Source organism: Micromonospora chokoriensis, from assembly GCF_000718555.1.
Taxonomy (GTDB): Bacteria; Actinomycetota; Actinomycetes; order Mycobacteriales; family Micromonosporaceae; genus Micromonospora; species Micromonospora chokoriensis_B.
Genome location: NZ_JOAN01000016.1, coordinates 39,491 through 62,594 on the forward strand (window position 1 = coordinate 39,491; position 23,104 = coordinate 62,594).

The window sequence follows — 23,104 nt, forward strand, 5'->3', positions numbered from 1 at the left end:
ACTGCCGGACAACGACTGGGGCGTGCAATCCGTCGCTGTCTCGGCAGAACGTATCGTCAGGACAGCGACGGATGACCATCAACGTTGCTGTTGCGCGGACGCGCCGCTGGCAACATAGTCGCCGACGTCCACGCCGGTCTGCCACAGCAGACTGTGGTAGCTCTGGAACAGCGACCCGAGCTCGCGGCTCTGACAGCTGAACCCCTTGAACTCGTCGCGTTCCACGACGAATGTCACGAAGACGATGTCGTCGTCGACCACCGCCATGCTGATCGCGTCACCGGTGTTGTTCTTCGCGACCCGCACTGTGTAATTCGGCCGGCGGTTGCGTTTCTGTTCTATTTCAAGCATGCCCTCCATGCCCAGGCCCTCGGGCCGGATCACGATCCTGCGGAAAGCGTGCCCCGCCGGATCGCGCGCCGCCCACTGCTCGCAGACCCTGAAATAGGTCTCGGCGTCCGGGCCGAGGGACTGGATTGACACCGGCCGCAGATAGGTGGTCCATACCCGGCGGCGCGCCTGCAGGACACGGGCGGCGAGGTCCAGATAGAACTCCGCCGCCGTCTCGTAGGTGCGCAGTTCCACCCGCCCGCGGGCGCTGTCCCTCCAGACCGCCACCAGCTTGTCCAGGGAGACCAGGAGGTACAGGATCGAGGCAGAGACGAGCGGACCCTCGATGTACTTGTTGAAGCCCAGCTCGCGGCCCATGAAGAGGGCCACGAAGTAGAGCGGGATCGAGACCAGGAGTGCCGCCTTCAGCACCCGCCTGTCCCACCGCTCGCGCTCACCGGCGAACGACGTGTCGATTGGGTTCACGAATCCTCCCGTGGCGTCGGAAGTCGGGGCGTCCTGTCCGTGGCCGGAACGGCCTTGCAGACCACGTTGCACCAGGTGCACTCCCAGACGTCGTATGCCTTCAGCTCGAAGGTGCATGTCGGGAAGAACGTCTGGCGGTAAGTGGGCCGGTGGCCGCATTCTGGACAGGTCTCGCCGCTCTCACGAATATCGGTGCAGGAACCGCTGGGCGCTGCCTTTGCGCCAGTGCTGTCGGTGTGCGTGTTCATATTTTGGCTCCTCCACTCGAATTCCTCTGAATACAGAGAATGCGCCGACTTGACGGCGTCCACAATCGGGTGTTGCGAGGTGTGGCGAGGAATAGCGGGAAAGGGCCTGCCGCCAGGGCGAAGGGCATTCGAGAGCACAGGAGCGACCCGCGATGCATCGGTGCGCCACGTGCCGCCATGGCGGCACGTGGCGCACCGATGCGATCTTGTGCGAAGATGTGCATACCTCAGGGAGGGAAAGCGAGGTTCCGCGTGATACAGGTGCCGGGGCAGCGGGTTCATGGCGAACCGCATGCAGTGCGCCGCCCGGAGCTTGTCGAGGAATTCATCGGGATGCTGCAGGAGCTCCGACTCCGTGCGGGTAACCCGCCGATCAAATCGTTCGTGACACCACTGGGGACAAATCGGAATGCAGCCGCTCAGATCCTCAAGGGGAAGAGGCTGCCCACCCACCCGCAGCTGGCCGCGCTGCTCGTGAAGCTCGACGTGCCCCGCTCGGAGCACTCGGACCGGCTTATCGGTCTGTGGGAGCAAATCCACGGCCTGGCTCCGGCGAACCCGTCGTCCGCGCCACTGGCCCGTCCGGATTGTGCCGACGAGACCGTGCCGACCACGTACTTCGATTCGACGAGTGATTTCTACTCATCGCTGGAGGCCGGGGTCGTCCGGGCACGCGAGCTCGTCCGCGTGACCTACATCCGCCAGAGCCCGCCGACCCGGTACGCGAACCAGGCCGCCACCAGCTACTTCCAGCGATTGGTTGCCTGGGCCGCGGAAACCCAGCTGCCGGTCAACCGGGTCATCGGCGCGCCGGTCGGCGCCGACGGGCAGCCGGAGGACGAGTTCTTCGACTGGCTGGAGGAGCACCAACGCCACACCCGGGACTTCACCACCTACGAGTCGAGGGTGGTGCCCTGGTCAGTTGGGGCGGATGCGATCAACATGGCACTAATCGACGACAAGATCGCGTTCCTGACCTTCTCCGGGATGAACGCACAAATCCTGCATGGCGTCCGCATCGAGAGCCGACGCTTCGTCGAACGCCTCACCGAGTACTTCATGCAGTTGTGGTACTCAGGCGTCCCGTTGAACACCTATCTAAAGAAGATCAGTCCGCGCTAGGTTCTGTCCCGCGCGATCTTCTAGCCCCGATCGCGCTCGTGGGTGTCGCGGGAGGTCTGCAACTCGGGCACCGCGGCCTCCAGCAGATCGGCGAGGCCCCGCAGGTGCTCGGCGACCCGGGCACCGAGGGGGGTCAGTGAGTATTCGACGCGTGGTGGGATCGCGGTGAGCACCTCGCGGGTGAGCATCCCGTCGCGTTCGAGGGTCTGCAGGGTCTGGGAGAGCATCCGCTCGCTGACCCCGTCGATGCGGCGACGCAGCGCGTTGAACCGGTAGCGACCCTCGCCGAGCGCCAACAGGGCCAGCGAGGCCCACTTCGAGGTGACGTCCTCGAAGGCCGCACGGGAGGTGCAGCCCCGCGCGAAGACATCGCTGACGAATTCCTGGGTAGGCCCCGCCGGGTCCTGGGCCGGCATGTCGCTCACCTCACCACCCTATCCCATGGCAACTCTCGGTTAGTGCTGTAGATTCGTAAGTGCTTGCAGATCTGTCACTACCCTTCGGAGGTTCTCATGCCCACCTATGCCGTCACCGGCGCCACCGGCCGGCTGGGCCGCCTGGTGATCGGGCAGCTGCTCGACAGCGGCGTACCCGCCACCGAGATCGCCGCCATCGTCCGCAGCCCGGAGAAGGCCGCCGACCTGGCCGCGCGCGGGGTCGAGATCCGCAAGGCCAGCTACGACGACCCGTCGACGCTGCCCGGCGCCGTGGCCGGCGTACGCCGCCTGCTGCTCATCTCCGGTGACACCCCCGGTCAGCGCGTCGCGCAGCACACCGCAGTCATCGACGCCGCCAAGCTCGCCGGGGTCGAGCGCCTGGTCTACACAAGCATCCTGAAGGCCGACACCACCGCGAACCCGCTCGCCCCGGAGCACAAGGCCACCGAGGAGGTCCTCGCCGCGTCCGGTCTGACCTACACCGTGCTGCGCAACAGCTGGTACACCGAGAACTACACCGACCAGCTGCCGCAGTACCTCGGGACCGGCACCATCCTCGGTGCCACCGGTGGCAGCAAGATCTCCGCCGCACCCCGGGTCGACTACGCGGGGGCCGCCGTAGCGGCGCTGACCCGCGAGGAGCACGGCAACGCCGTCTACGAGCTCGGCGGCACCGCCTTCACCTTCGACGAGCTGGCCGAGGCCGTCACCGAGGTGACCGGCACCACCGTCGTCCACCAGGACATGTCCGCCGCCGAGCTGGCCTCGGCCCTGGAGAACGTCGGCCTCGACGCGGGCACCGCCGGTTTCGTCGCCGCGCTCGACCAGTCGATCGCCAACGGCGAGCTGGCGACCGACAGCGACGACCTCAGCCGGCTCCTCGGCCGGCCGAGCACCCCGCTGCGCGACGCCATCCGGGCCGCGCAGGCCTGACCCGGCCGGCGCCCACGCTGACACCGGGCGGGCGACGGGACCCACGCTCCCGTCGCCCGCCCGGCGTGACTCCACACTGGCAGACTGGCGGCCTGGGAACCCGACCGAGGAGCGCCGAGGAGGTCGTGATCGTGGACCGGAAAACCCCCTGCCAGGGCACTGCGGCGCGCACCGGGTGCTCGCTGCCGTCCCTCGCCGCCCCGGCGTTCCCGCACCCGGCGGCAGCCCGATGAGCGCCGGCGACGTCGTCGTCCGGGCCGCGGTGCCAGAGGACGACCCCGAGCAGGTCTTCGACGTGCTGTGGCAACTCGCTCCCGACGATGCTCGGCCGGACGCCACCCGACTGTCCACCGCCTGGCGTGACCTGCACGCGCAAGCTGGCCGCCGCCTGCTCCTGGCCATCGCCGGAGACACCTTCGTGGGCACTCTGGACACTCTCGTCGCCCCCAACCTGACGCACGGCGCGCGGCCGTACATGGTGGTGGAGAACGTGGTGGTGGCGCCCGGCTGGCGTCGTCGTGGGGTCGCCCGGGCTCTCATGCTGGCGGCGGTGCACGACGCGACGGCGGCCGGTTGCTACAAGGTCCAGTTGGTGTCGAACGCCGCACGTACCGACGCCCACCAGTTCTATGCGGCCATCGGGTTCGCGCAGTCCGCTCTGGGCTACCGCCGCTACCTCGCCACTGAGACGTGACGCCGGGTGCGCCCCGCTACTCTGCCTCGTCCTGCTCTTCGGTGAGCTCGGCCAGGACGTCGGCCGCATCCCGGTTCCCGCCGTCGGCGAGCCGGCGAAGTTCGCCGACGTCCGCCCGCTCCGCGGCCAACTCGACGAGGTGGTCAGCGGCGTCCCGGTCGCCCCGGTCGGCGAGACGTCGCAGCTCGTTCGTGTCCCCAAGTTCGGTGGCAAGCTCGACCAGCTGGGCCGCCGCGTCGGTGTTGCCGTCCTCGGCTAGCTGACGCAGCTCGGCCAGGTCACCCCGTTCCCCCGCGAGCTCGACGAGCTGGTCGATCGCGTCCCGGTCACCGCCCTTGGCCCGTTGGCGCAGGTCAACAAGATCAGGTTCGGACATCGCGCACCCCTCATAGCTGGCGCGGGTCGCCTGGTCCCGCTCACCATCGAGAACCTAGACCAGCGGACGTCGTGGTAGGCGCGAGAACCGCCGACACCACCTGTCCGCCCGGGCGGTCAGCCCGCCTCGGCCGACTCCGCGAGCAGCAGACCGGTCAGCAGACTGCGCAGGGTCCGCTCGACGAGGTCCGCCCGGGGCTCCGGCCCGGAAGGCTGACGGAACGCCGCGACCAGGTGCGGGTATGCCGCGAGGTCCACCCCGGCGAAGCTGAACGCCCCGGTGGTCGACTCGCGGCGGGCGAAGAGGCTCACCACGCCGGTCATCATCGCGATGGCCTCGAACTTGGCGGCGACGGGGCAGCGCACGGGTTCCAGGATCCGGATGCAGTTGTCGAACCAGGCCAGGGTCTCGGGGCCGATGCCGGACGGGCGGTGGATCACGTCGAGCAGCCACGGGTGGGCGCCGAACAGCGCCAACTGCCGGCGGCCCAACAGCACCATCGTGTCCAACCAGGTGCCCTCGGCCTGCGGGTACGGGCGCAGCTCCCCCACGGCCCGGTCGGTCATCAGGTCCAGCAGGTCGTCGCGGGACGACAGGTATCGGTAAAGGGATCCAGCGCCGGTGCCGAGCGCGCCGGCGACCGCGCGCATCGACACCGCGGCGAGCCCTTCGGTGTCGGCCAGGGCGATGGCGGCCACCACGATGGCGTCCCGGCTGTGCGCCGGAGCGGGGCCACGGCTGCCCCGTTCGGGCCTGTTCCAGATCGGCTGCCGGTCGGGGCCGCCGCTCGCGGGTGTGTCACTCACTGACCCACTGTAAATCGCACGGATCGCGCCAGCGTTGATCTTGGCTAGGCTGGTGGGCATGTGGGCCGACCGGTGTGACCAACTCGCCCGATCGCGTCCCTTCGAGATCATCATCGTCGTGGTCATCCTCGCCAACGGGATCGTCCTCGGTCTGGAGACGTACGACGATCTGAGCCCGGCGGGCACGGCGCTGCACTGGCTGGAGCTGTTCTTCCGGGCCGTCTTCGTCGTCGAGATCGGCGTCCGACTGGCGGCGTACGGCAAGCGCCCACAGGACTTCTTCCGGCACGGCTGGAACGTCTTCGACTTCGTGGTGATCGCGGCGATCTTCATACCAGGCCTGCACGGCGACTCGGCGCTGCTGCGGGTCGTACGGGTCGCCCGCATGGTCCGCCTGGTGCGATTCTCGCCGGGTCTGCGGACCATCGTCTCCGCGCTATGGCGCAGCCTGCCGGGCGTCACCGGTTTCCTCGCCCTGGCCGTGGTGACGCTCTACGTGTACGGCATGGCCGGCTGGCTGATCTTCGGCACCAGGTATCCGGAGGAGTACGGCGACATCGGCCGATCGCTGCTGACGTTGTTCGTGCTGCTGTCGCTGGAGACGTTGCCGGACCTCATCGAGCAGGGCTTGGCGATCTCGCCGTGGACGCTGCTCTACTACGTCAGCTACGTGCTCATCACCGTCAACCTGCTGCTCAACATCCTCATCGCGGTCATCGTCAACTCGATGGAGGAGGCCCGCCGGCTGGAGATGACCGAACGACTGGCTCCCGGGTACGACGAGGACGGTGACGGCGTACCGGACGAGGTGGACCGCATCGCGCTCACCCAGCGGCTGGACGACCTGCGGGCGGTCATCGCCGAGTTGGAGCGGGAGCTGCGCATCGACCGGGAGGACGGGCGCAGCCGAACCCACCGGGACAACGCCCACGCCAGACGGTAATCCGACGCTCGCGCTGCGTCTTCGGATTCGGATAGTCTCGACGGCGGTCCCACCGGTCTGACTGAAGGGGCACGCGCATGACGGCCACTGTCGACAATGCCCAGACCACCTCCGACTCCACGGACACGCTCGGCACGGTGATCGACGACGTGATCCGCCCGCAGGCTCCGATCGTCGACCGGGACGGGGCCTTCCCCCGTCAGGGTGTCGACGCTCTCGCCGCAGCCGGTCTGCTCGGCCTGGCCTCCTCGACCGAGGTCGGCGGCGGTGGCCAGGGCATGCGGGCGGTCGCCGAGGTCGTCGAGCGGTTGGCCGGCGAGTGCGGGTCCACCGCGATGGTGGTGCTCATGCACTACGCGGCGACCGCAGTCATCGAGGCGCACGGCCCACGCGACGTCCGCGCGGCCATCGCCGCCGGCGATCACCTCACCACCCTGGCGTTCTCCGAGTACGGCTCACGCAGCCACTTCTGGTCGCCGACCGGCACCGCGAGCGCCGCCGACGACGACACGGTCCGCCTTGACGCCCGCAAGAACTGGGTCACCTCGGCCGGCGAGGCCAACAGCTATGTCTGGTCGAGCCTTCCGCTGGCCCGCGATGCCGGCCCGATGACGCTGTGGCTCGTACCGGCTGACAGTGCCGGCCTGAGCGTGACCGGCGACTTCGACGGGCTGGGCCTGCGCGGCAACGGTTCTCGCCCGATGACCGCCGACGGCCTGCGGGTTTCGCCGGCGGCTCGGATGGCGGCCGACGGCGCCGGGCTCGACACCGCGCTCGGCGCGGCCCTGCCCTGGTTCCTGGTGCTCAACGCCGCGTTCTGCCTCGGGCTCGCCGCCAGCGCGGTGGCCGAGGCCGGCCGACATCTCACCAGGACAACTCTCACGCACACCGGCGCCGCCCTGCGCGACGCGCCCGTCACCCGACGCGACTTCGCCCGACTGATGATCCGCACCGACGCGCTGCGCGCCTTCCTGGGCGACACGCTCACCGCACTGGAGACCGGCCGGGACGACGCGATGCTGCGGGTGCTCCAGGTCAAGGCGCTCGCCGGCGAGACGGTCGCCGACGTGACCGATGGCGCGATGCAACTCTGCGGCGGCAGCGCGTTCCGTAAGGAGCTGGGCCTTGAGCGCCGATTCCGGGACGCCCGCGCGGCCCGGGTGATGGCACCGACCACCGACGCGCTGCACGATTTCGTCGGTCGGGTCGCCACCGGGCTGCCCCTGCTCGACGAGGCCAACCGCTGATGCCCACGCCAAGCGTCCTGATGGGCGCGGTCGCGTACGACCCCAAGGTGGTGACCATCTGGGAGGGCTTCCGCGCCTGGCTGCGCGGGCGGGGCCTGGATTTCGACTTCGTCCTCTACTCGCACTACGAGCGGCAGGTCGAGGATCTCGTGGCCGGGCGGATCGACGCGGCCTGGAACTCTCCCCTGGCCTGGTTGCGGGCCGAGCGACTGGCAGCGGCCAACGGCACGACCGTACGCGCGCTCACCATGCGCGACACCGACCAGGACCTCACCTCGATCGTGGTGGTTCGCGCCGACTCGTCGGTGCGCCAGATCGCGGACCTCGCCGGGCGAGTGGTCGCCGTCGGCGCGGTCGATAGTCCACAGGCGACGCTCATACCGCTGGGTCACCTCGCGGCGGCCGGGGTCAAGGCCGACGTACGCCGCTTCGACGTGGGTGTCGGCCTGCACGGCGACCACATCGGCGGCGAGCGCGACGCGGCCCGCGCCCTGGTGGCCGGGGAGGTCGACGCCGCCTGCATGATCGACGCCAACCACCTGGCGTTCGTCCAGGAGGGCACGTTACCGCCCGAGGGCACCCGGATCGTGGCGCAGACGGCACCCTACGACCACTGCAACATGACGGTCCGCGCGCCGGAGTCGGCCGGGGTCCAGCTCTTCGGCACCCTGCTGCTCGGCATGTCGTACGCCGATCCACAGGTGCGTCCGCTGCTCGACCTGGAGGGGCTGACGGCCTGGAAGGACGGCCGCGCCACGGGGTACGACGCCCTGGCCGGGGCGGTCGACGCGAGCGGCTTCTACTCCCCCGACGGGCGGGTGACGGCCACGGACTACCGGCCGTGAGCACGGCACCGGTCGCCGAGGTCGACCTCGGTGGCCTGGGTTTCGGCCGGGGAGCGCACCTGCTCGTGCAACGCGCCCTGGCCGGGCTGCCACCCGGCGGCCGGTTGGCGGTCTCCGGCCGCGACCCGGCACTGCGCGTACACCTGGCCGTCTGGTGTCGTCGCCGGGGCCATCGGGTCGAATGGCCGGATCGGGGCGACCGGAGCGACCTGGTCGCGGTGGTGGTCCGGGGCTCGGCGGATGACGAGCGCTGGTTCGGCGCGGAGCGGGCCGGGCCAGCGCTCCCGTCGGCGCTCAGCAGCCGTCCGCCGGCACGGTGGGGGCTCGGCGCCCGGGGTGCGCTCCTCGAAGCCGGCGGCCCCGAGGCCCGGTTCGACCTGGACGACCGCGACCTGGTGTGGGCCGACATCGCCCCCCACCTGTACACGCAGGCTGCCGCGCGACAGTGGGACCCGCAGACCGCGGTGCCGTGGGACGACTCTTTCGCGCTGCCGGCCGACGTCGAGGCCGCGGTGGTGCAGGTGATGACCTACCTGGTCGAGAACGAGCAGGCCGCCCTCGTCGTGCCGGCCCGGTTCGTGGGGCGCATCCATCCGCACTTTCGCGAGGTGGTGCAGCTGCTCGCCGTGCAGATGGCCGACGAGGCCCGGCACATGGAGGTCTTCAGCCGGCGGGCGCTGCTGCGCGGCGCCGAGTTGGGCACGTCGTCGGCCGGAGGTCGGCAGTCGCTGTTCACGCTCGTCGCGGAGTCCGACTTCGCGTTGGCGTCGTTCCTGCTCTCCGTGCTCGGGGAGGGCAGCTTCGTCGATCTGTTGTCGTTCCTGCACGAGTTCGCCCCCGACCCGGTGACCCGCCGGATCTGTTGGCTCGCCATGCAGGACGAGCGTCGGCACGTGGTGTTCGGCATGGCACACCTGGAGCATCAGGCGCAGCTTGATCCGCTGCTGCGCGACCGGCTGCGGGCTGCCATCCACCGTCGCCACGACGCGCTCGTCGACACCGCCGGCCTCAACGCGGACGTCTTCGACTCGCTGGTGGTGCTCGCGGCGGGTGGTTGGCGCCCGGACGACGTGTCCGCCGGCTACGACCGGGTGCAGGCCCTGCAACACGCGATGGATCAGGGCCGCCAGCGCCGCCTGGTCCGGCTGGGTTTCCTGCCCGACGAGGCGGCGGCGCTCTCCGCCCTGCACACCCGCAACTTCATGTGAGCGACCCCCGCGCGTGCCGTGGCATGCGCGGGGGTCGAGACATCACCTATCAGCGAGCACTGGTCACTGACCGAGCAGCGTCCGGATCTTCTGCGCGTAGCCGGCCACCGTAAAGTCGGGGCTGACGGAATCCACCAGGATCAGGTCGTTGATGGTGTGGTTGACACGCAGCGGCAGGAGCGCCTGGTACTCGGGCGACCTGTACCAGGCCTTTGCGGTCTCCGCGTCCGGAAACTCGATCAGGACGGCCGAGCCCTCCCAGGATCCCTCAACGACCTGCACCTCGGCGTCCAAGACGAGCCACTTGCCGCCGTACGCCTTGGTGGTGGCCTCCACCTGCTCCAGGTACTGCAGAGACTCCTCGGTCGGCACTCCACCCGGGATGCGCAGGTGATTGATCAGGTACGTGCTCATGTCTCACTCCTCAGTGCAGGTGCTCGGTTGCCCGGCCACATACGTACGACCGGTCGTCTTATTTGGGATACGCGCGGGGACATCTGGAACCACACGTACCCGGGGGTCGGACCCGACCCTGATCAGGTGAGGATCCGCCTCGTGGTGATCGAGAGGAACTCCTGAAGGGCGGCCGGGTCGCCGGATGCCTTCGCCCGTGCTGCCGCACCCTCGTAGCTGGAGACGACGAAGCCGGCGAGGTCATTGGCGGATTCGTCGCCGTGTAGTTCACCAGCGGCCCGCGCTTGCTCGATTGCCGTGGCGAGCACGGCGACCCAGCGGCCGAAGCCGGCGTCGACGGCGTTCCGCAGCACGTCGCTGTGCGCCGGGATCTCGGTGGCGAAGTTGCCGAGCAGGCAACCACGGTCACCCATGGTGTCGCCGAGGCCGGTGATGTAGCGGAGGTGCCTGGTGATCCGCTCGAGCGGTGTGCCGCCCTGCTTCTCGTCGAGCATCTCCAGCCCCATCGCCGCGGAGTATCTCGCCACCGAGTCGAGGGCGAGGTCCTCCTTGCTGGCGAAGTGGTTGTAGAAGGTGCCCTTCGGGGCCCCGGCGGCGGCGACGATGTCCTGGACGCTCGTGCCGTTGTAGCCCTTCAGGTGGAACAGGTCCAGCGCGGCGTCGGACAACCGCTGCCTAGTCCCGGCGGAGGCCGGCGACTTCGCTCGTGCCATGTCGTGGCGCTCCTCTCGATCAGTTCGGCTGGCTGACATCCACCACGATATGACCGGTCGTCTCGGAATGCCAGCAATGTGACCGCTGTCATTCCGCAGTACGGTGGAACGGCCATGAACAGGGATTCCAGCGCAGTCCGCGAGGAGTTGCTGCGGCTGCGCGAGCAGACCGAGGCTCAGGCCACCGCCTTGGACGGCGACCTGCGGAGCCTCTTTGAGGCGTCCCGGTCGTCCAACGCCGATGACGAACACGACCCCGAGGGCAGCACGATCGCCTTCGAACGCGCGCAGCTCACCGCCGTCCTGGACGCCACCCGCCGACGCCTCGCCGAGCTGGACATCGCGCTGCGACGGGTCGACGACGGCAGCTACGGCGTGTGCGAACGGTGCTCCCGTCCGATTCCCGCCGAACGGCTCGTCGCCCGCCCGTCCGCCCGTACGTGTGTCGCCTGTGCCAGTCGACGGTGACGGTGCCCACCGACCGTGAGGGCGGCGGGCACCGTCGTCAGCGGTGATCAACTGCCGCAACAACCCCCTGCGGGCGCGGCATCGAGGGCGATAAGGCTGATTGGCGCGGACAGCAGCCCTCCGGAAATGCCCGTGGACAGTCCACGCGCCGTCGGCCCCGGCCCGCAGCAGTCGTCACCGCTCGCCGAGACGGCGGGGTCGCTGCTGCACACACCGGTTTCGGGCAGGTCGAGCTGCACGTCGCGGGCGGCGGCCCAGTCCCCGGCGAGCGCGGCGACGACGGAGCGGACCTGCTCGTAGCCGGTGGCCATGAGGAACGTCGGCGCCCGGCCGTAGGACTTCATGCCGACGGCGTAGTAGCCGCTCTCCGGGTGGGCGAGTTCGTCCACGCCATGTGGGGGCACGGTGCCGCAGGAGTGCTCGTTCGGGTCGATCAGCGGCGCCAGAGCGCGGGTGGCACCCAGCACCGGGTCCAGGTCCAGGCGCAGTTCGGCGGCGATGGAGTGGTCGGGCCGGAAGCCGGTGGCGGCGACGACGCGGTCGACGGTGATCGACTCGTCGGCGCCGTCGGCGTGCCGCACGACGACGCTCACCCGGCCGCCCGTTGGGGTGAGGGCATGCACGGAGAAGCCGGTGAGCAGCCGGATCCGTCCGGCGTCGACGTGCGCACGCAGGCGCGAGCCGAGCGCCCCCCGCGCCGGCAGGGCGTCAGCGGCCCCGCCGCCGTAGGTACGCGCTGGCGAGGCGGTCCGGATCGCCCAGGTCACCTCGGTGCCGGCCTCGACGGCGGCCAGCTCCGCCAGGGACAGCAGGGTGTTCGCGGCCGAGTGACCGGCCCCGACGACAAGGGTGTGCCGGCCCACGAACCGGCCCCGGTCGGCACCGAGCACGTCCGGCAACGCGTGCTCCAGGTACGCCGCCACGTCGGCCTCACCCCGCGCGGGCAGGCCGGACGCGCCCAGGACGTTCGGCGTACGCCAGGTGCCGGAGGCGTCGATGACGGCGCGGGCGAGCAGTTCGTCGCCGTCGGCGAGGCGGAGCAGGAACGGTGTGGTGTCGCGTCCGGAGGTGCGCAGGCGGTCGAGGCCGAGGCGGCTGATCGCCTCGACGCGTGCCCGGTAGCGCAGGTGTGGCTTGAGCTGCGGCAGCTCGGCCAGGGGCTGGAGGTAGTCGCCGGCCAGCTCCGCGCCGGTGGGCAGGGCCTGCGGGTCGGGGGCGACCCAACCGGCCTCGTCGAGCAGCCGCCGGGCGGCCGGGTCGATGTTGTAGCGCCACGGCGAGAAGACGCGCACGTGCCCCCACTGGCGTACGGCGGCACCGGGGGCATCGCCGGCTTCGAGGACGGTGAAGGGCAGGCCGCGCTCGTGCAGGTGCGCGGCGGCGGCGAGACCGGTCGGGCCAGCGCCGATGACGACGATGGGGAGGTCGTCCAGAGCGTTCATCCTTGGCTCCTCGCTGTGGTGGCCCGTCTGAAGGGCCACGCTCGTCAGGTGACGGTGGGGCTACGGCGTTCCAGCAGGACGACGTCGCGCCAGCGGTTGTGGTGGCGGCCGACCCGCTCGCGTACGCCGATGACGCGGAACCCGGCGCGCTGGTGCAGCGTCAGGCTCGCGGTGTTCTCCGGGAAGATCCCGGACTGGATGGTCCAGATGCCGGCGGTCTCGGTGGAGGCGATCAGCGTGTCCAGCAGCAGGCGGGCGACGCCGCGACCCTGGGCGGTTGGGTGCACGTAGACGGAGTGTTCGACCACACCGGCGTAGACCGGGCGGGTCGAGGTCGGCGAGACGGCGATCCAGCCGAGGACGGTGCCGTCGCGGTCGACGGCCGCGAAGCGGTGCGCGGCCAGGCGGGCAGCGTCGAATGCCGCCCAGGTCGGCGCGGTGATCTCGAAGCTGGCGTTGCCGGCGTCGAGACCGGCCTGGTAGATCGCCAGGATCCGGTCGGCGTCGGCGACGACCATCGGGCGCACGGTGATGTCGGCCATCAGCGGGTTCCCTTCCGGAAGAGATCAGAGACTGTCTTGACGTCTGTCGAAACAGACAGTTGCACACTGATTAGAGAAGTGTCAACCTAGAGCAATGTCGAATCAAGCAGGTTCAGCCATGGACGTGTCGTGCTGCCCCTCGCTGACCGAGCAGCGCGTACCGGCCGAGGCCGCCGCGGTGCTCGCGCCCGCGTTCAAGGCCCTCGGCGACCCGGTACGGCTGCAGCTGATGTCGATGATCGCCTCCGCCGAGAGCGGCGAGATCTGCGTCTGCGACCTGACCCCCGCGTTCGACCTGACCGGCCCGACCATCTCGCACCACCTCAGGACGCTGCGCGAAGCGGGGCTCGTCGACGCCGAGCGCCGGGGCACCTGGGTCTACTACCGGGCCCGGCCGGCTCTGCTGGGCCAGCTCGCCGCCCTGCTCACCGTGGCACCGGAAGTCAACGCCTGAGCCGCGCTTGACAGGTACGCAATTACTCAACCATAGTTGAGTCAATGAACGCTGACGGTAATTCTCTGCATCAGCGCGCCCGCATTCACGCCGCGCTCGGTGATCCAGCGCGCCTGGCAATCGTGGACGCCCTCACCCTGGGCGACGCCTCCCCCGGCGAGATCGCCCACGACCTGGATATGCCGACGAACCTGGTCGCTCACCACGTCAAGGTCCTCAGCGAGGCCGGCCTGGTCACCCGCGGCCGGTCCGAGGGCGACCGCCGCCGCACCTACCTGCGATTGCGGCCCGAGGCTCTGGCCACGCTGACCCCGCCACGGCTCACTGGCGTGGGCCGGGTGGTGTTCGTCTGCACCCACAACTCCGCCCGCTCGCAACTCGCCGCCGCCCTGTGGGCCGACCGCACCCACACCACTGCCGCCTCGGCCGGCACGAAGCCGGCCCTCCGCGTACACCCCCGCGCGGTGACGGTGGCGCGCCGGCACGGCCTGCACCTCGACCCGGGCGGCACCAGGCACGTCACAGACATCGTCCGGGACGACGATCTGCTGATCGCCGTCTGCGACAACGCACACGAGGAGCTGACCGGGCCAGTCCGCCCCCGACTGCACTGGTCGGTGCCAGACCCGGTGCGGGCCGACACCGACGACGCGTTCGAGGCCGCGTACGCCGACCTCGCCGCCCGCGTCGACCGCGTCGCCCCCGTCATCAGCCCCACCATCAGCTCGGGAGTCCACCATGACTGACACCCGCCCCCACCCCCACAGAGACCTCGCCGTCGACCAGCAGGTCGCCCTGCGCACCGCCGCCACCCGCCTCGCGGCCGAATTCGACGGGACCTACGGCGTCGAGACCATAGAGCGATTCCTGTATGCCAGCTACGACCAGTTCGCCACCGCCACCAGCATCCCCAACTACCTTCCCCTCCTCGCGGAACGGTTCGCCCGGCAACGCCTACAGGCGTTGGCCCGCGTCGAGGGACACCACCGCGACGGCCGCCCAGTGGCGCTGTTCCTGTGCACGCACAACGCCGGCCGGTCCCAGATGGCCCTCGGCTTCTTCAGCCACCTCGCCGGCGACAATGCGGTGGCCTGGTCCGGTGGCAGCGAACCCGGTGCCAAGGTCAACCCCGCTGCGGTCGCGGCGATGGCCGAACGCGGCATCGACATCTCCGACGAGTTCCCCAAACCCTGGACCGACGAGGTCGTCCGCGCCGCCGATGTCGTGGTCACGATGGGCTGTGGGGACGCCTGCCCGGTCTTCCCCGGCACCCGTTACGAGAACTGGCACCTCGACGACCCGGCCGGCCTCGACCTCCCCGAGGTCCGCCCGATCCGCGACGAGATCGAACGGCGCGTCCGCCGACTCCTCGACGACCTGCACGTAGCTCACCCGTCAAGGCAGATCCAGCCCATCACCCTTACCGAGAATCAACGGGAGCGCCCGTGAGCACCCGCACCACAATCCAGGACGATCCGCCGACGAGCGCCGTGGTCGGCCGCCTCTCCCGACTCGACCAACTCCTCCCGGTCTGGATCGGGCTCGCGATGGTCGCCGGCCTGCTCCTCGGCCGGCTGATCCCCGGCCTGAACAGCGCGCTGGACTCGGTGACGATCGGCGGGATCTCGCTGCCGATCGCGGTCGGCCTGCTGATCATGATGTACCCGGTGTTGGCGAAGGTCCGCTACGACCGGCTCGACACCGTCACCGGCGACCGCCGGCTGCTGATCTCCTCGCTGGTCCTCAACTGGCTCGTCGGCCCCGCCGTGATGTTCGCCCTGGCCTGGCTCTTCCTGGCCGATCAACCGGCGTACCGGACCGGTCTGATCATCGTCGGCCTGGCCCGGTGCATCGCCATGGTCATCATCTGGAACGACCTCGCCTGCGGCGACCGGGAGGCCGCCGCGGTCCTGGTCGCGCTCAACTCCGTCTTCCAGGTCGTCGCCTTCGGCCTGCTCGGCTGGTTCTACCTCTCCGTGCTGCCCGGCTGGCTGGGGTTGCCCGGCACCGAGTTGACGATCTCGGCCTGGGACATCGCCCGCAACGTGCTGATCTTCCTCGGCATCCCGTTGCTCGCCGGCTACCTCACCCGCCGTCTCGGCGAGCGCGCCAAGGGCCGCGACTGGTACGAGGCCCGCTTCCTGCCCAGGATCGGCCCGGCCGCCCTCTACGGGCTGCTGTTCACGATCGTGATTCTATTCGCCCTGCAGGGCGACGCGATCACCAGCCGGCCCCTGGACGTGGTCCGCATCGCCCTGCCCCTGCTGGTGTACTTCGCGCTCATGTGGGCCGGCTCCTACGCCCTCGGCCGGGCCATCGGTCTCGGCTACGAGCGCACCACCACCCTGGCGTTCACCGCCGCCGGCAACAACTTCGAGCTCGCCATCGCCGTCGCGATCGGCACCTTCGGCGTCGCCTCCGGGCAGGCCCTTGCCGGGGTCGTCGGCCCGCTGATCGAGGTGCCCGTCCTGGTCGGGCTCGTCTACGTGTCCCTGTGGGCACGCCGCCGGTTCTTCACCACCCCTTGATTGAGAGGCACCACCGTGAGTGACAAGCCCAGCGTCCTGTTCGTCTGCGTGCACAACGCCGGCCGTTCCCAGATGGCCGCCGGCTGGCTGCGCCACCTCGCCGGCGACACCGTGGAGGTCCGCTCGGCCGGCTCCGCTCCGGCCGAGACGATCAACCCCGCCGCCGTGCAGGCCATGCGCGAGGTCGGCATCGACATCACCGACCAGACCCCAAAGCTTCTTGAGTACGCGGCCGCAGAGTCCTCCGACGTCATCGTGACCATGGGCTGCGGCGACACCTGCCCGGTCTTCCCCGGCAAGCGCTACGAGGACTGGAAGCTCGACGACCCGGCCGGCCAGGGCGTCGAGGCCGTCCGCCCGATCCGCGACGAGATCCGGGGGCGGGTGGAGAAGCTCCTCGCCGAGCTGCACCCCACCACCTGAGAGCGTCGCAGAAGCCCAGAGCTGAGCGCGCCGCTTCTTTGATCAGGTGACGAGAAGCAGCTCAGCACCGTTGCGCTAGACGGAGTGACTGTTCGTCAACCCCGCACTACGTCGTCGATCATGGAGTTGTGGTGGGTGACAAAGTGCCCGCACAATAGCAAATGAGGCACCACAACTCCATGATCGACGAGAGCGGGCCACCTCTTCCCCGCGATCTTGCGCGGACGGGGCGTTAGAAGTCGTCGTCGAAGGCGACGGTGCCCGTCACCCCGACCTGGTACGCGGACACCCGCCGTTCGAAGAAGTTGGACAGCTCCTGCACGTCCTGCAACTCCATGAAGCCGAACGGGTTGCTCGACCCGTAGTGCGGCGCGATGCCGAGTTGGGCGAGGCGGCGGTCGGCGACGTGCTGGAGGTACTCCCGCATGTCGGCCAGCGTCAGGCCGGGCACGCCGTGGCCCACCAGATCCTCGGCGAACTGCACCTCACACTCGACGGCCTCGGCGAGCATCTGCCGGACCTGGTCGGCGAGGTCGTCGTCGAACAGGTCCGGCTCCTCGGCGCGGACGGTGTCCACCACGTCGAACGCGAACGCCATGTGCATCGACTCGTCGCGGAACACCCAGTTGGTGCCGGAGGCCAGACCGTGCAGCAGGCCACGGGAGCGCAGGAAGTAGACGTACGCGAACGCGCCGTAGAAGAACAACCCCTCGATGCAGGCGGCGAAGCAGATCAGGTTGAGCAGGAACGTCCGTCGGTCCTCGCGGGACCGCAGCTCCCGCAGATCGCTCAGGGAATCGATCCAGCGGAAGCAGAACTCGGCCTTGCGGCGGATCGAGGGAATGTTCTCGATGGCCGCGAACGCCTCGAAGCGCTCGGTCTCGTCGGGCACGTACGTGTCGAGCAGGTTGAGATAGAACTGGACGTGCACGGCCTCCTCGAACAGCTGCCGGGACAGGTAGAGGCGACCCTCGGGGCTGTTGACGTGCTGGTAGAGGTTGAGCACCAGGTTGTTGGCGACGATCGTGTCGCCGGTGGCGAAGAACGCCACCAGTCGGCTGACCAGGTGCCGTTCGGCCGGCGACAGCTTGTCCAGGTCGGCGAGGTCGGCGTGCAGGTCGACCTCCTCGACCGTCCAGGTGTTACGGATGGCGTCGCGGAACCGGTCGAAGAAGTGCGGGTAGCGCATCGGGCGGAGGGTGAGGTCCATCCCGGGGTCGAGCAGCATGTGCGTGGTCCTCGTGTCGGTGGTGCGGGTGTCGGCGGTGGTGGCGTCGGCGAGGGTCACTGGCAGGCCTCGCACGACTCGGGGTTCTCAAGCGAGCAGGCCAGCGCCTCCGCGTCGACGGCGACGACGGGTGCGACGGCGCTGACGGTGGCCTGCTGGATCCGCGTGGCGGGGCGGGAACGCAGGTAGTAGGTGGTCTTCAGCCCGGCCTTCCAGGCGTACAGGTACATCGAGGAGAGCTTGCCGATGGTCGGTGCGGCCAGGAACAGGTTCAGCGACTGGGACTGGTCGATGAACGGAGCACGGGCGGCGGCCAGGTCGATCAGCGCCCGCTGCGGCAGCTCCCACGCGGTGCGGAACAGTTCCCGTACGCCGGCCGGCAGCTCGGCGATGTCCTGCACCGACCCCTCCGCCCGCTTGATCGCCGAACGGATCCGCTCGTTCCACAGACCGCGGGCCTTCAGCTCGCGTACCAGAGCGGTGTTGACCTGAAGGAACTCCCCGGACAGGGTCTCGCGCTTGAACAGGTTGGACACCTGCGGCTCGATGCACTCGTAGCACCCGGCGATCGAGGCGATGGTCGCGGTCGGCGCGACCGCCACCAGCAGCGAGTTGCGCAGCCCGTACGCCTCGACCCGCGTGCGCAGCGCGTCCCAGCGCGCGGTCTGCGTACCCTCGACGCCCCACAGGTCGGGCTGGAGCTGGCCCCGCGCGGCCCGGGTCTGCGGGTACGCCGGGTGTGCGCCGAAGTCGCGCGCCAGGTCGGCGGAGGTCTCCAGCGCGGTCAGGTACAGCTCCTCGCTGATCCGGGTGGACAGCTCCCGCGCGGCCGGCGAGTCGAACGGCAACCGCAGCGCGAAGAACACGTCCTGCAGGCCCATCAGCCCGAGCCCGACCGGCCGCCAGCGAGGGTTGCTCGCCGCCGCCTGCGCGGTCGGGTAGTAGTTGATGTCGATGACCCGGTCGAGGAAGGTCACCGCGGTCCGCACCGTGGCGCGCAGCCGCTCCCAGTCGATGCCACCGGCGGTGAGGTGGGCGGCGAGGTTCACCGAACCGAGGTTGCACACGGCGGTCTCGGCGTCGCTGGACACCTCGACGATCTCGGTGCACAGGTTGGACAGGTGCACCACGTTGCCCGGCTCGGCGGTCTGGTTGCACAGTCGGTTGGCGGCGTCCTTGAAGGTCATCCACCCGTTGCCGGTCTGGGCGAGGGTGCGCATCATCTTGCCGTACAGCTCCCGCGCCGGCACCTGCCGCACGTAGCGACCCTGCGCCTCGGCCTCCCGGTACGCGGCGTCGAACCGCTCGCCCCACAGGTCGGGCAGCTCGGGCACCTCGTGCGGGTCGAACAACGACCACATCTCGTCGGCCTCGACCCGGCGCATGAACTCGTCCGGGACCCAGTTGGCCAGGTTGAGGTTGTGGGTGCGCCGGGCGTCCTCGCCGGTGTTGTCCCGCAGTTGCAGGAACTCCTCGACGTCCGGGTGCCACGGCTCCAGGTAGACGCAGGCCGCGCCCTTGCGCCGGCCGCCCTGGTTGACCGCGGCGACGCTCGCGTCCAGCGTACGCAGCCACGGCACGATCCCGTTGGACTGCCCGTTGGTGCCCCGGATCAGCGCTCCCCGCGAGCGGACCCGGGAGTACGCGATGCCGATGCCGCCGGCGAACTTGGACAGGTTGGCGACCTGGGCGTACCGCTGGTAGATCGAGTCCAACTCGTCGAGCGGGGAGTCGACCAGGTAGCAGGAGGACATCTGGGTGTGCCGGGTGCCGGAGTTGAACAGGGTCGGTGAGCTGGGCAGGTAGGCCAGGCTGGACATCAGCCGGTAGAAGTCCACCGCCTCGTCGGCCGTCCGGGACAGCCCGCACGCCACCCGCAGCAGCCAGTACTGCGGGGTCTCCAGCACGAGTCGGCTGGTGGGGTGGCGCAGCAGATACCGGTCGTACACCGTGCGCAGGCCGAAGTACTCGAACCTCCGGTCGCCGTCGCGGTCGATCGCGTGATCGAGCGTCGTGGCGTGCGCGGCGACGAACGCGGCGGTGTCGTCGCCGATCAGGCCCTCGGCGTGGCCGACCTTGATCGCCACGCTGAACGAGGTGATGCCCTGTCGCCGCACCTCCTTGTCGACGTAGCCCGCCAACAGCCGCGCGGCGAGGCGCGAGTACTGCGGCTCCTCACCGATCATCTCGGCCGCGGTCTGGATGGAGAGCCGGTCCAGTTCGGCCGTCGTCGCGCCGTCGTACAGGCCGCTGATGGTGCGGGTGGCCACCCGCATCGGGTCGACGTCGGTGAGGTCGTCGGCCCACCGCTCGACCGCCCGGACGATCTTGTTCACGTCCACGGGTTCGGTGGCGCCGTCGCGCTTGCGGACCTGCATCGGCGTCCGCCGCAGGGTCGCGTCGCCGCTGACCGGGACTACCTCGATGACTGTCACCACTCGCTCCTCGGAGTTCGAGACCTGGTGGCCCGGACGCGAGGAGACAGACACCGACGGACGCCACGCCAGCCCGGCGTGGGTCAGGTGGCGTCAGCCGTCCCACGCGGCCTCGGACCGCCGCCTACCCGGGTGCGGGTACGCGGCGCGCTGGCAGGTCTTCGGACTCGTGGGCACGACCGGGCTCGCCGGTCTCCTACTGGCCGTCGCTTCCCAGGCCGGTTGGTGGCCCAGTGCTGTTGACGGCGGTCGTTCCCACTCACCGCTGCGGGACAGTCCCGGATTTCCACCGGGTTCCCTGTTGCCTCGACCGCACCGGATGAGCGGCCGAACCAGCTGCGCTCGACACCATATATAGGGACGCAGCCGTTGTCACACCCCACATGTCGGTCTCGGGCGTGTCGGGAGCCGGTCGGTGATCACCGTCACCAACGCGGCCAACCTGTCGAGGCGAGCACGCGGCGGCGGAACTCTGCACGCGAGTGTCGACAATCGACGACGACACGACGCATCGAGGTCGACCGACGAGGTACGCGGCAAACATCATACGTCTGCGGGGCTTACAGTGATCGACGTCGTTGACGTTCCCAGGCAATCGTTCGTATACTCCCAGTGATCATCTGATCTTTAGCCTAGCCGGGCGAGGAGCGCATGCCGCAGATCACCGCTGTCACCGTGCAGGACGTCCGCTTCCCCACCTCCCTGACCGCTGACGGCTCCGACGCCATGAACAAGGACGGCGACTACTCGGCGGCCTACGTCATCCTGCACACCGACGGCGTCGACGGCGTGGGTGCGCCACTCGCCGGGCACGGCCTGACCTTCACCATCGGTCGAGGCAACGACATCGTCGCGGCGGCGGCAGTGCACCAGGCACAGCGCCTCGTGGGCCTCGACGTGGCGACGATGGCAGCGGACATGGGCGCGGTCTACCGCCTGCTCACCTCCGACTCGCAGCTGCGGTGGCTCGGTCCGGAGAAGGGCGTCGTGCACCTGTCGCTGGCGGCCGTGCTGAACGCATCGTGGGACCTGGTCGCCCGGGTCGCCGACAAGCCGCTGTGGCGGCTGCTCGTCGACATGTCCCCCGAGCAACTCGTCGATATCGCGGACCTGCGCTACCTCTCCGACGCGCTGACCCGGGACGAGGCGCTGGCCATCCTGCGCGCCAAGGAGAGCACGAAGGCCGACCGCCTCGCCGAGCTGGACCGGACCGGCTACCCCGCATACACCACCTCGGCGGGCTGGCTCGGCTACGGCGACGACAAGCTGCGCCGGTTGTGCCAGGAGGCGGTCGACACCGGCTACGGCTACGTCAAGCTCAAGGTGGGCGCCAACCTCGACGACGACATCCGGCGGTGCCGGATCGCGCGGGAGATCCTCGGCCCGCACCGCAACCTGATGATCGACGCCAACCAGGTGTGGGACGTCGGTCAGGCCATCGAGTGGGTCAAGGCCCTCGCCGAGTTCACGCCACTGTGGATCGAGGAGCCGACCAGCCCCGACGACATCCTGGGCCACGCGGCCGTCCGCCGTGCCGTCGCCCCCATCGGCGTCGCCACCGGCGAGCACTGCCACAACCGAGTGATGTTCAAGCAGCTCTTCCAGGCCGGGGCCATCGACTTCTGCCAGCTGGACACCGGCAGGTTGGCCAGCATCAACGAGATCGTCGCCGTGCTGCTGCTCGCCGCGAAGTTCGACGTCCCGGTCTGCCCCCACGCCGGCGGCGTCGGGCTCTGCGAGATGGTCCAACACGTGTCGGTGCTCGACTACGTCTCGATCTCGGGGGATCTCACCGACCGGGTCACCGAGTTCGTCGACCACCTGCACGAGCACTTCACCGACCCGTGCATCATCCGGGACACCGGCTCGGGCAGCGGTTACGTCCTGCCCAGCCAGCCCGGCTACTCCACCCGGATGCGCCCCGAGTCGGTTGCGCACTACCGGTTCCCCGACGGCGACTACTGGGCGGCGACAGACCCGGCTACCGTGTCAGCTCCGGAGCCGTTCGTGATCGCGGGTGGGTCGGCCACCCCCGCCGGACGCTAGGGGGGTTCGTGTCTCGCACCGACGAAGTGGTCAACGGCATCAAGCGGATGATCCTCGAAGGTAGGTTCAAGCCCGGCGACCGGCTGCCCATCGAGAAGGATCTCGCCGAGTCGCTCGGCGTCTCGCGGGGGTCGCTGCGCGAGGGCATGTCGGCCCTGTCCATCCTCGGCATCGTCAACATCCGTCAGGGTGACGGCACCTACGTCACCAATCTCGACGCGCCGCAGCTGCTGGCCCCGATGGGCTTCGTGGTGGACTTCCAGGGTCAGGGCGACCCCCGGCACATCCACACCGTTCGGCGGCTGCTGGAGTGCGAGGCCGCCTGCCTGGCGGCGACCAGGATCACCGACGAGGCCCTCGCCCAGGCGGAGGACCTGCTCGACGAGGCGGCCCGGATGGTCGGCCAGTCACCGCAGGACCACGAGCGGATCCTCGAAATCGACATCGCCTTCCACCGGATCATCGCCGTGCACGCCGGGAATCCGGTGCTCGTCGGCCTGATCGAGGCCTTCGCCGGGCGCACCGTACGCGGGCGGCTCTGGCGCAGCCTGCACGAGGAGGGCGCGGACCGGCGTACCCACGACGAGCACGTGGCGATCCTCAAGGCCCTCCTGGCACGCGACCCCGAGCGGGCCCGCACCCGGATGGCCAACCACCTGATCGGGGTGGAGGAGTCGTTGCAGGGGCTACCCGACGACACCGACCCGAACGGCGAGCCCGCACGGCTCTGAGCACC

The 23,104-nt window shown here is 69.7% G+C and carries 25 protein-coding genes and 1 riboswitch; of the genes, 15 read left to right on the plus strand and 10 right to left on the minus strand.

The features are described from left to right. Nucleotides 1–78: 78 nt before the first annotated feature. Nucleotides 79–816 carry a hypothetical protein gene (locus tag IF46_RS0121925; RefSeq protein ID WP_030490234.1) on the minus strand — a complete coding sequence of 246 codons (738 nt, stop codon included), beginning with the start codon at nt 814–816 and terminating at the stop codon, nt 79–81. 500 nt (nt 817–1,316) lie between these two features. Here IF46_RS0121925 and IF46_RS0121930 point away from each other — a divergent pair, with 500 nt between their 5' ends. After that, nucleotides 1,317–2,186: a hypothetical protein gene (locus IF46_RS0121930; RefSeq protein ID WP_157563308.1), complete on the plus strand. Its 870-nt coding sequence runs from the start codon at nt 1,317–1,319 to the stop codon at nt 2,184–2,186. 20 nt (nt 2,187–2,206) lie between these two features. Here the strand turns inward: IF46_RS0121930 and IF46_RS0121935 are convergent, their stop codons facing one another. Beyond that, on the minus strand, nt 2,207–2,602 hold the full coding sequence (locus IF46_RS0121935; protein WP_036392915.1) for a winged helix-turn-helix transcriptional regulator: 396 nt from the start codon (nt 2,600–2,602) through the stop codon (nt 2,207–2,209). A gap of 96 nt (nt 2,603–2,698) precedes the next feature. On the opposite strand from IF46_RS0121935, the gene IF46_RS0121940 reads away from it, so the two are divergent. Then, the gene (locus IF46_RS0121940; RefSeq protein ID WP_030490237.1) at nt 2,699–3,556 is read left to right on the plus strand and encodes an SDR family oxidoreductase; all 858 of its coding nucleotides are present in this window, start codon (nt 2,699–2,701) and stop codon (nt 3,554–3,556) included. Between the two features lie 229 nt (nt 3,557–3,785). Next, on the plus strand, nt 3,786–4,250 hold the full coding sequence (locus IF46_RS0121945) for a GNAT family N-acetyltransferase (protein WP_030490238.1): 465 nt from the start codon (nt 3,786–3,788) through the stop codon (nt 4,248–4,250). Nucleotides 4,251–4,266: 16 nt separating this feature from the next. Here the strand turns inward: IF46_RS0121945 and IF46_RS33360 are convergent, their stop codons facing one another. Beyond that, a complete protein-coding gene (locus IF46_RS33360; RefSeq protein WP_232234116.1) occupies nt 4,267–4,626 on the minus strand; it encodes a hypothetical protein in 360 nt (119 codons plus the stop codon). Between the two features lie 116 nt (nt 4,627–4,742). Next, nucleotides 4,743–5,432, minus strand: coding sequence for a TetR/AcrR family transcriptional regulator (locus IF46_RS0121955; protein WP_030490240.1), 690 nt, complete (start codon nt 5,430–5,432; stop codon nt 4,743–4,745). A gap of 58 nt (nt 5,433–5,490) precedes the next feature. On the opposite strand from IF46_RS0121955, the gene IF46_RS0121960 reads away from it, so the two are divergent. The 4 genes from IF46_RS0121960 (at nt 5,491) to IF46_RS0121975 (ending at nt 9,675) form a co-directional block, all read left to right on the plus strand. Further along, entirely contained in the window at nt 5,491–6,375 is an 885-nt protein-coding gene (locus tag IF46_RS0121960) for an ion transporter (protein WP_157563315.1), read from the plus strand. A 77-nt stretch (nt 6,376–6,452) separates the two neighbouring features. After that, nucleotides 6,453–7,622, plus strand: a complete 1,170-nt coding sequence (locus IF46_RS0121965; protein WP_051724068.1) for an acyl-CoA dehydrogenase family protein — start codon at nt 6,453–6,455, stop codon at nt 7,620–7,622. Beyond that, a complete protein-coding gene (locus IF46_RS0121970; RefSeq protein ID WP_030490243.1) occupies nt 7,622–8,467 on the plus strand; it encodes a phosphate/phosphite/phosphonate ABC transporter substrate-binding protein in 846 nt (281 codons plus the stop codon). Before IF46_RS0121965 ends, IF46_RS0121970 begins: the two co-directional genes overlap by 1 nt. Beyond that, nucleotides 8,464–9,675 (plus strand): hypothetical protein, encoded by a 1,212-nt coding sequence (locus IF46_RS0121975; RefSeq protein WP_030490244.1) that lies wholly within the window; start codon nt 8,464–8,466, stop codon nt 9,673–9,675. Before IF46_RS0121970 ends, IF46_RS0121975 begins: the two co-directional genes overlap by 4 nt. 63 nt (nt 9,676–9,738) lie before the next feature. Here IF46_RS0121975 and IF46_RS0121980 read toward each other — a convergent pair whose 3' ends face one another. Further along, nucleotides 9,739–10,089, minus strand: coding sequence for a DUF1330 domain-containing protein (locus IF46_RS0121980; RefSeq protein ID WP_030490245.1), 351 nt, complete (start codon nt 10,087–10,089; stop codon nt 9,739–9,741). A gap of 122 nt (nt 10,090–10,211) precedes the next feature. Next, a complete protein-coding gene (locus tag IF46_RS0121985; protein ID WP_030490246.1) occupies nt 10,212–10,802 on the minus strand; it encodes a TetR/AcrR family transcriptional regulator in 591 nt (196 codons plus the stop codon). 114 nt (nt 10,803–10,916) lie between these two features. Here IF46_RS0121985 and IF46_RS0121990 point away from each other — a divergent pair, with 114 nt between their 5' ends. Continuing rightward, entirely contained in the window at nt 10,917–11,270 is a 354-nt protein-coding gene (locus IF46_RS0121990) for a TraR/DksA family transcriptional regulator (protein WP_030490247.1), read from the plus strand. Between the two features lie 47 nt (nt 11,271–11,317). Here the strand turns inward: IF46_RS0121990 and IF46_RS0121995 are convergent, their stop codons facing one another. Together IF46_RS0121995 and IF46_RS0122000 are read right to left on the minus strand one after the other, a co-directional pair. After that, nucleotides 11,318–12,712, minus strand: coding sequence for an FAD-dependent oxidoreductase (locus tag IF46_RS0121995; RefSeq protein ID WP_030490248.1), 1,395 nt, complete (start codon nt 12,710–12,712; stop codon nt 11,318–11,320). A 44-nt stretch (nt 12,713–12,756) separates the two neighbouring features. Next, the gene (locus IF46_RS0122000; RefSeq protein WP_030490249.1) at nt 12,757–13,254 is read right to left on the minus strand and encodes a GNAT family N-acetyltransferase; all 498 of its coding nucleotides are present in this window, start codon (nt 13,252–13,254) and stop codon (nt 12,757–12,759) included. A gap of 94 nt (nt 13,255–13,348) precedes the next feature. Here IF46_RS0122000 and IF46_RS0122005 point away from each other — a divergent pair, with 94 nt between their 5' ends. Genes IF46_RS0122005 through IF46_RS0122025 form a run of 5 tightly spaced genes read left to right on the plus strand, consistent with a single transcriptional unit; the run spans nt 13,349 to nt 16,659 of the window. Beyond that, nucleotides 13,349–13,708, plus strand: a complete 360-nt coding sequence (locus IF46_RS0122005; RefSeq protein ID WP_030490250.1) for an ArsR/SmtB family transcription factor — start codon at nt 13,349–13,351, stop codon at nt 13,706–13,708. A gap of 44 nt (nt 13,709–13,752) precedes the next feature. Continuing rightward, entirely contained in the window at nt 13,753–14,454 is a 702-nt protein-coding gene (locus IF46_RS0122010; RefSeq protein ID WP_030490251.1) for a helix-turn-helix domain-containing protein, read from the plus strand. After that, the gene (locus tag IF46_RS35270) at nt 14,447–15,157 is read left to right on the plus strand and encodes an arsenate reductase ArsC (protein WP_051724070.1); all 711 of its coding nucleotides are present in this window, start codon (nt 14,447–14,449) and stop codon (nt 15,155–15,157) included. Before IF46_RS0122010 ends, IF46_RS35270 begins: the two co-directional genes overlap by 8 nt. After that, nucleotides 15,154–16,236 carry an ACR3 family arsenite efflux transporter gene (arsB, locus tag IF46_RS0122020; RefSeq protein ID WP_051724071.1) on the plus strand — a complete coding sequence of 361 codons (1,083 nt, stop codon included), beginning with the start codon at nt 15,154–15,156 and terminating at the stop codon, nt 16,234–16,236. Before IF46_RS35270 ends, arsB begins: the two co-directional genes overlap by 4 nt. A gap of 15 nt (nt 16,237–16,251) precedes the next feature. Beyond that, a complete protein-coding gene (locus tag IF46_RS0122025; protein ID WP_030490254.1) occupies nt 16,252–16,659 on the plus strand; it encodes an arsenate reductase ArsC in 408 nt (135 codons plus the stop codon). A 232-nt stretch (nt 16,660–16,891) separates the two neighbouring features. Here IF46_RS0122025 and IF46_RS0122030 read toward each other — a convergent pair whose 3' ends face one another. Next, complete coding sequence (locus IF46_RS0122030) at nt 16,892–17,887, minus strand: ribonucleotide-diphosphate reductase subunit beta (RefSeq protein WP_198041506.1); 996 nt, start codon at nt 17,885–17,887, stop codon at nt 16,892–16,894. A gap of 56 nt (nt 17,888–17,943) precedes the next feature. After that, nucleotides 17,944–20,265, minus strand: coding sequence for a ribonucleoside-diphosphate reductase subunit alpha (locus tag IF46_RS0122035; RefSeq protein WP_232234122.1), 2,322 nt, complete (start codon nt 20,263–20,265; stop codon nt 17,944–17,946). Nucleotides 20,266–20,456: 191 nt separating this feature from the next. Continuing rightward, nucleotides 20,457–20,674: riboswitch (cobalamin riboswitch) on the minus strand. A 299-nt stretch (nt 20,675–20,973) separates the two neighbouring features. Here IF46_RS0122035 and IF46_RS0122040 point away from each other — a divergent pair. Together IF46_RS0122040 and IF46_RS0122045 are read left to right on the plus strand one after the other, a co-directional pair. Beyond that, nucleotides 20,974–22,368, plus strand: coding sequence for an enolase C-terminal domain-like protein (locus IF46_RS0122040; protein WP_030490257.1), 1,395 nt, complete (start codon nt 20,974–20,976; stop codon nt 22,366–22,368). An 8-nt stretch (nt 22,369–22,376) separates the two neighbouring features. Next, entirely contained in the window at nt 22,377–23,099 is a 723-nt protein-coding gene (locus IF46_RS0122045; protein ID WP_036392896.1) for a FadR/GntR family transcriptional regulator, read from the plus strand. Nucleotides 23,100–23,104 lie beyond the last annotated feature (5 nt).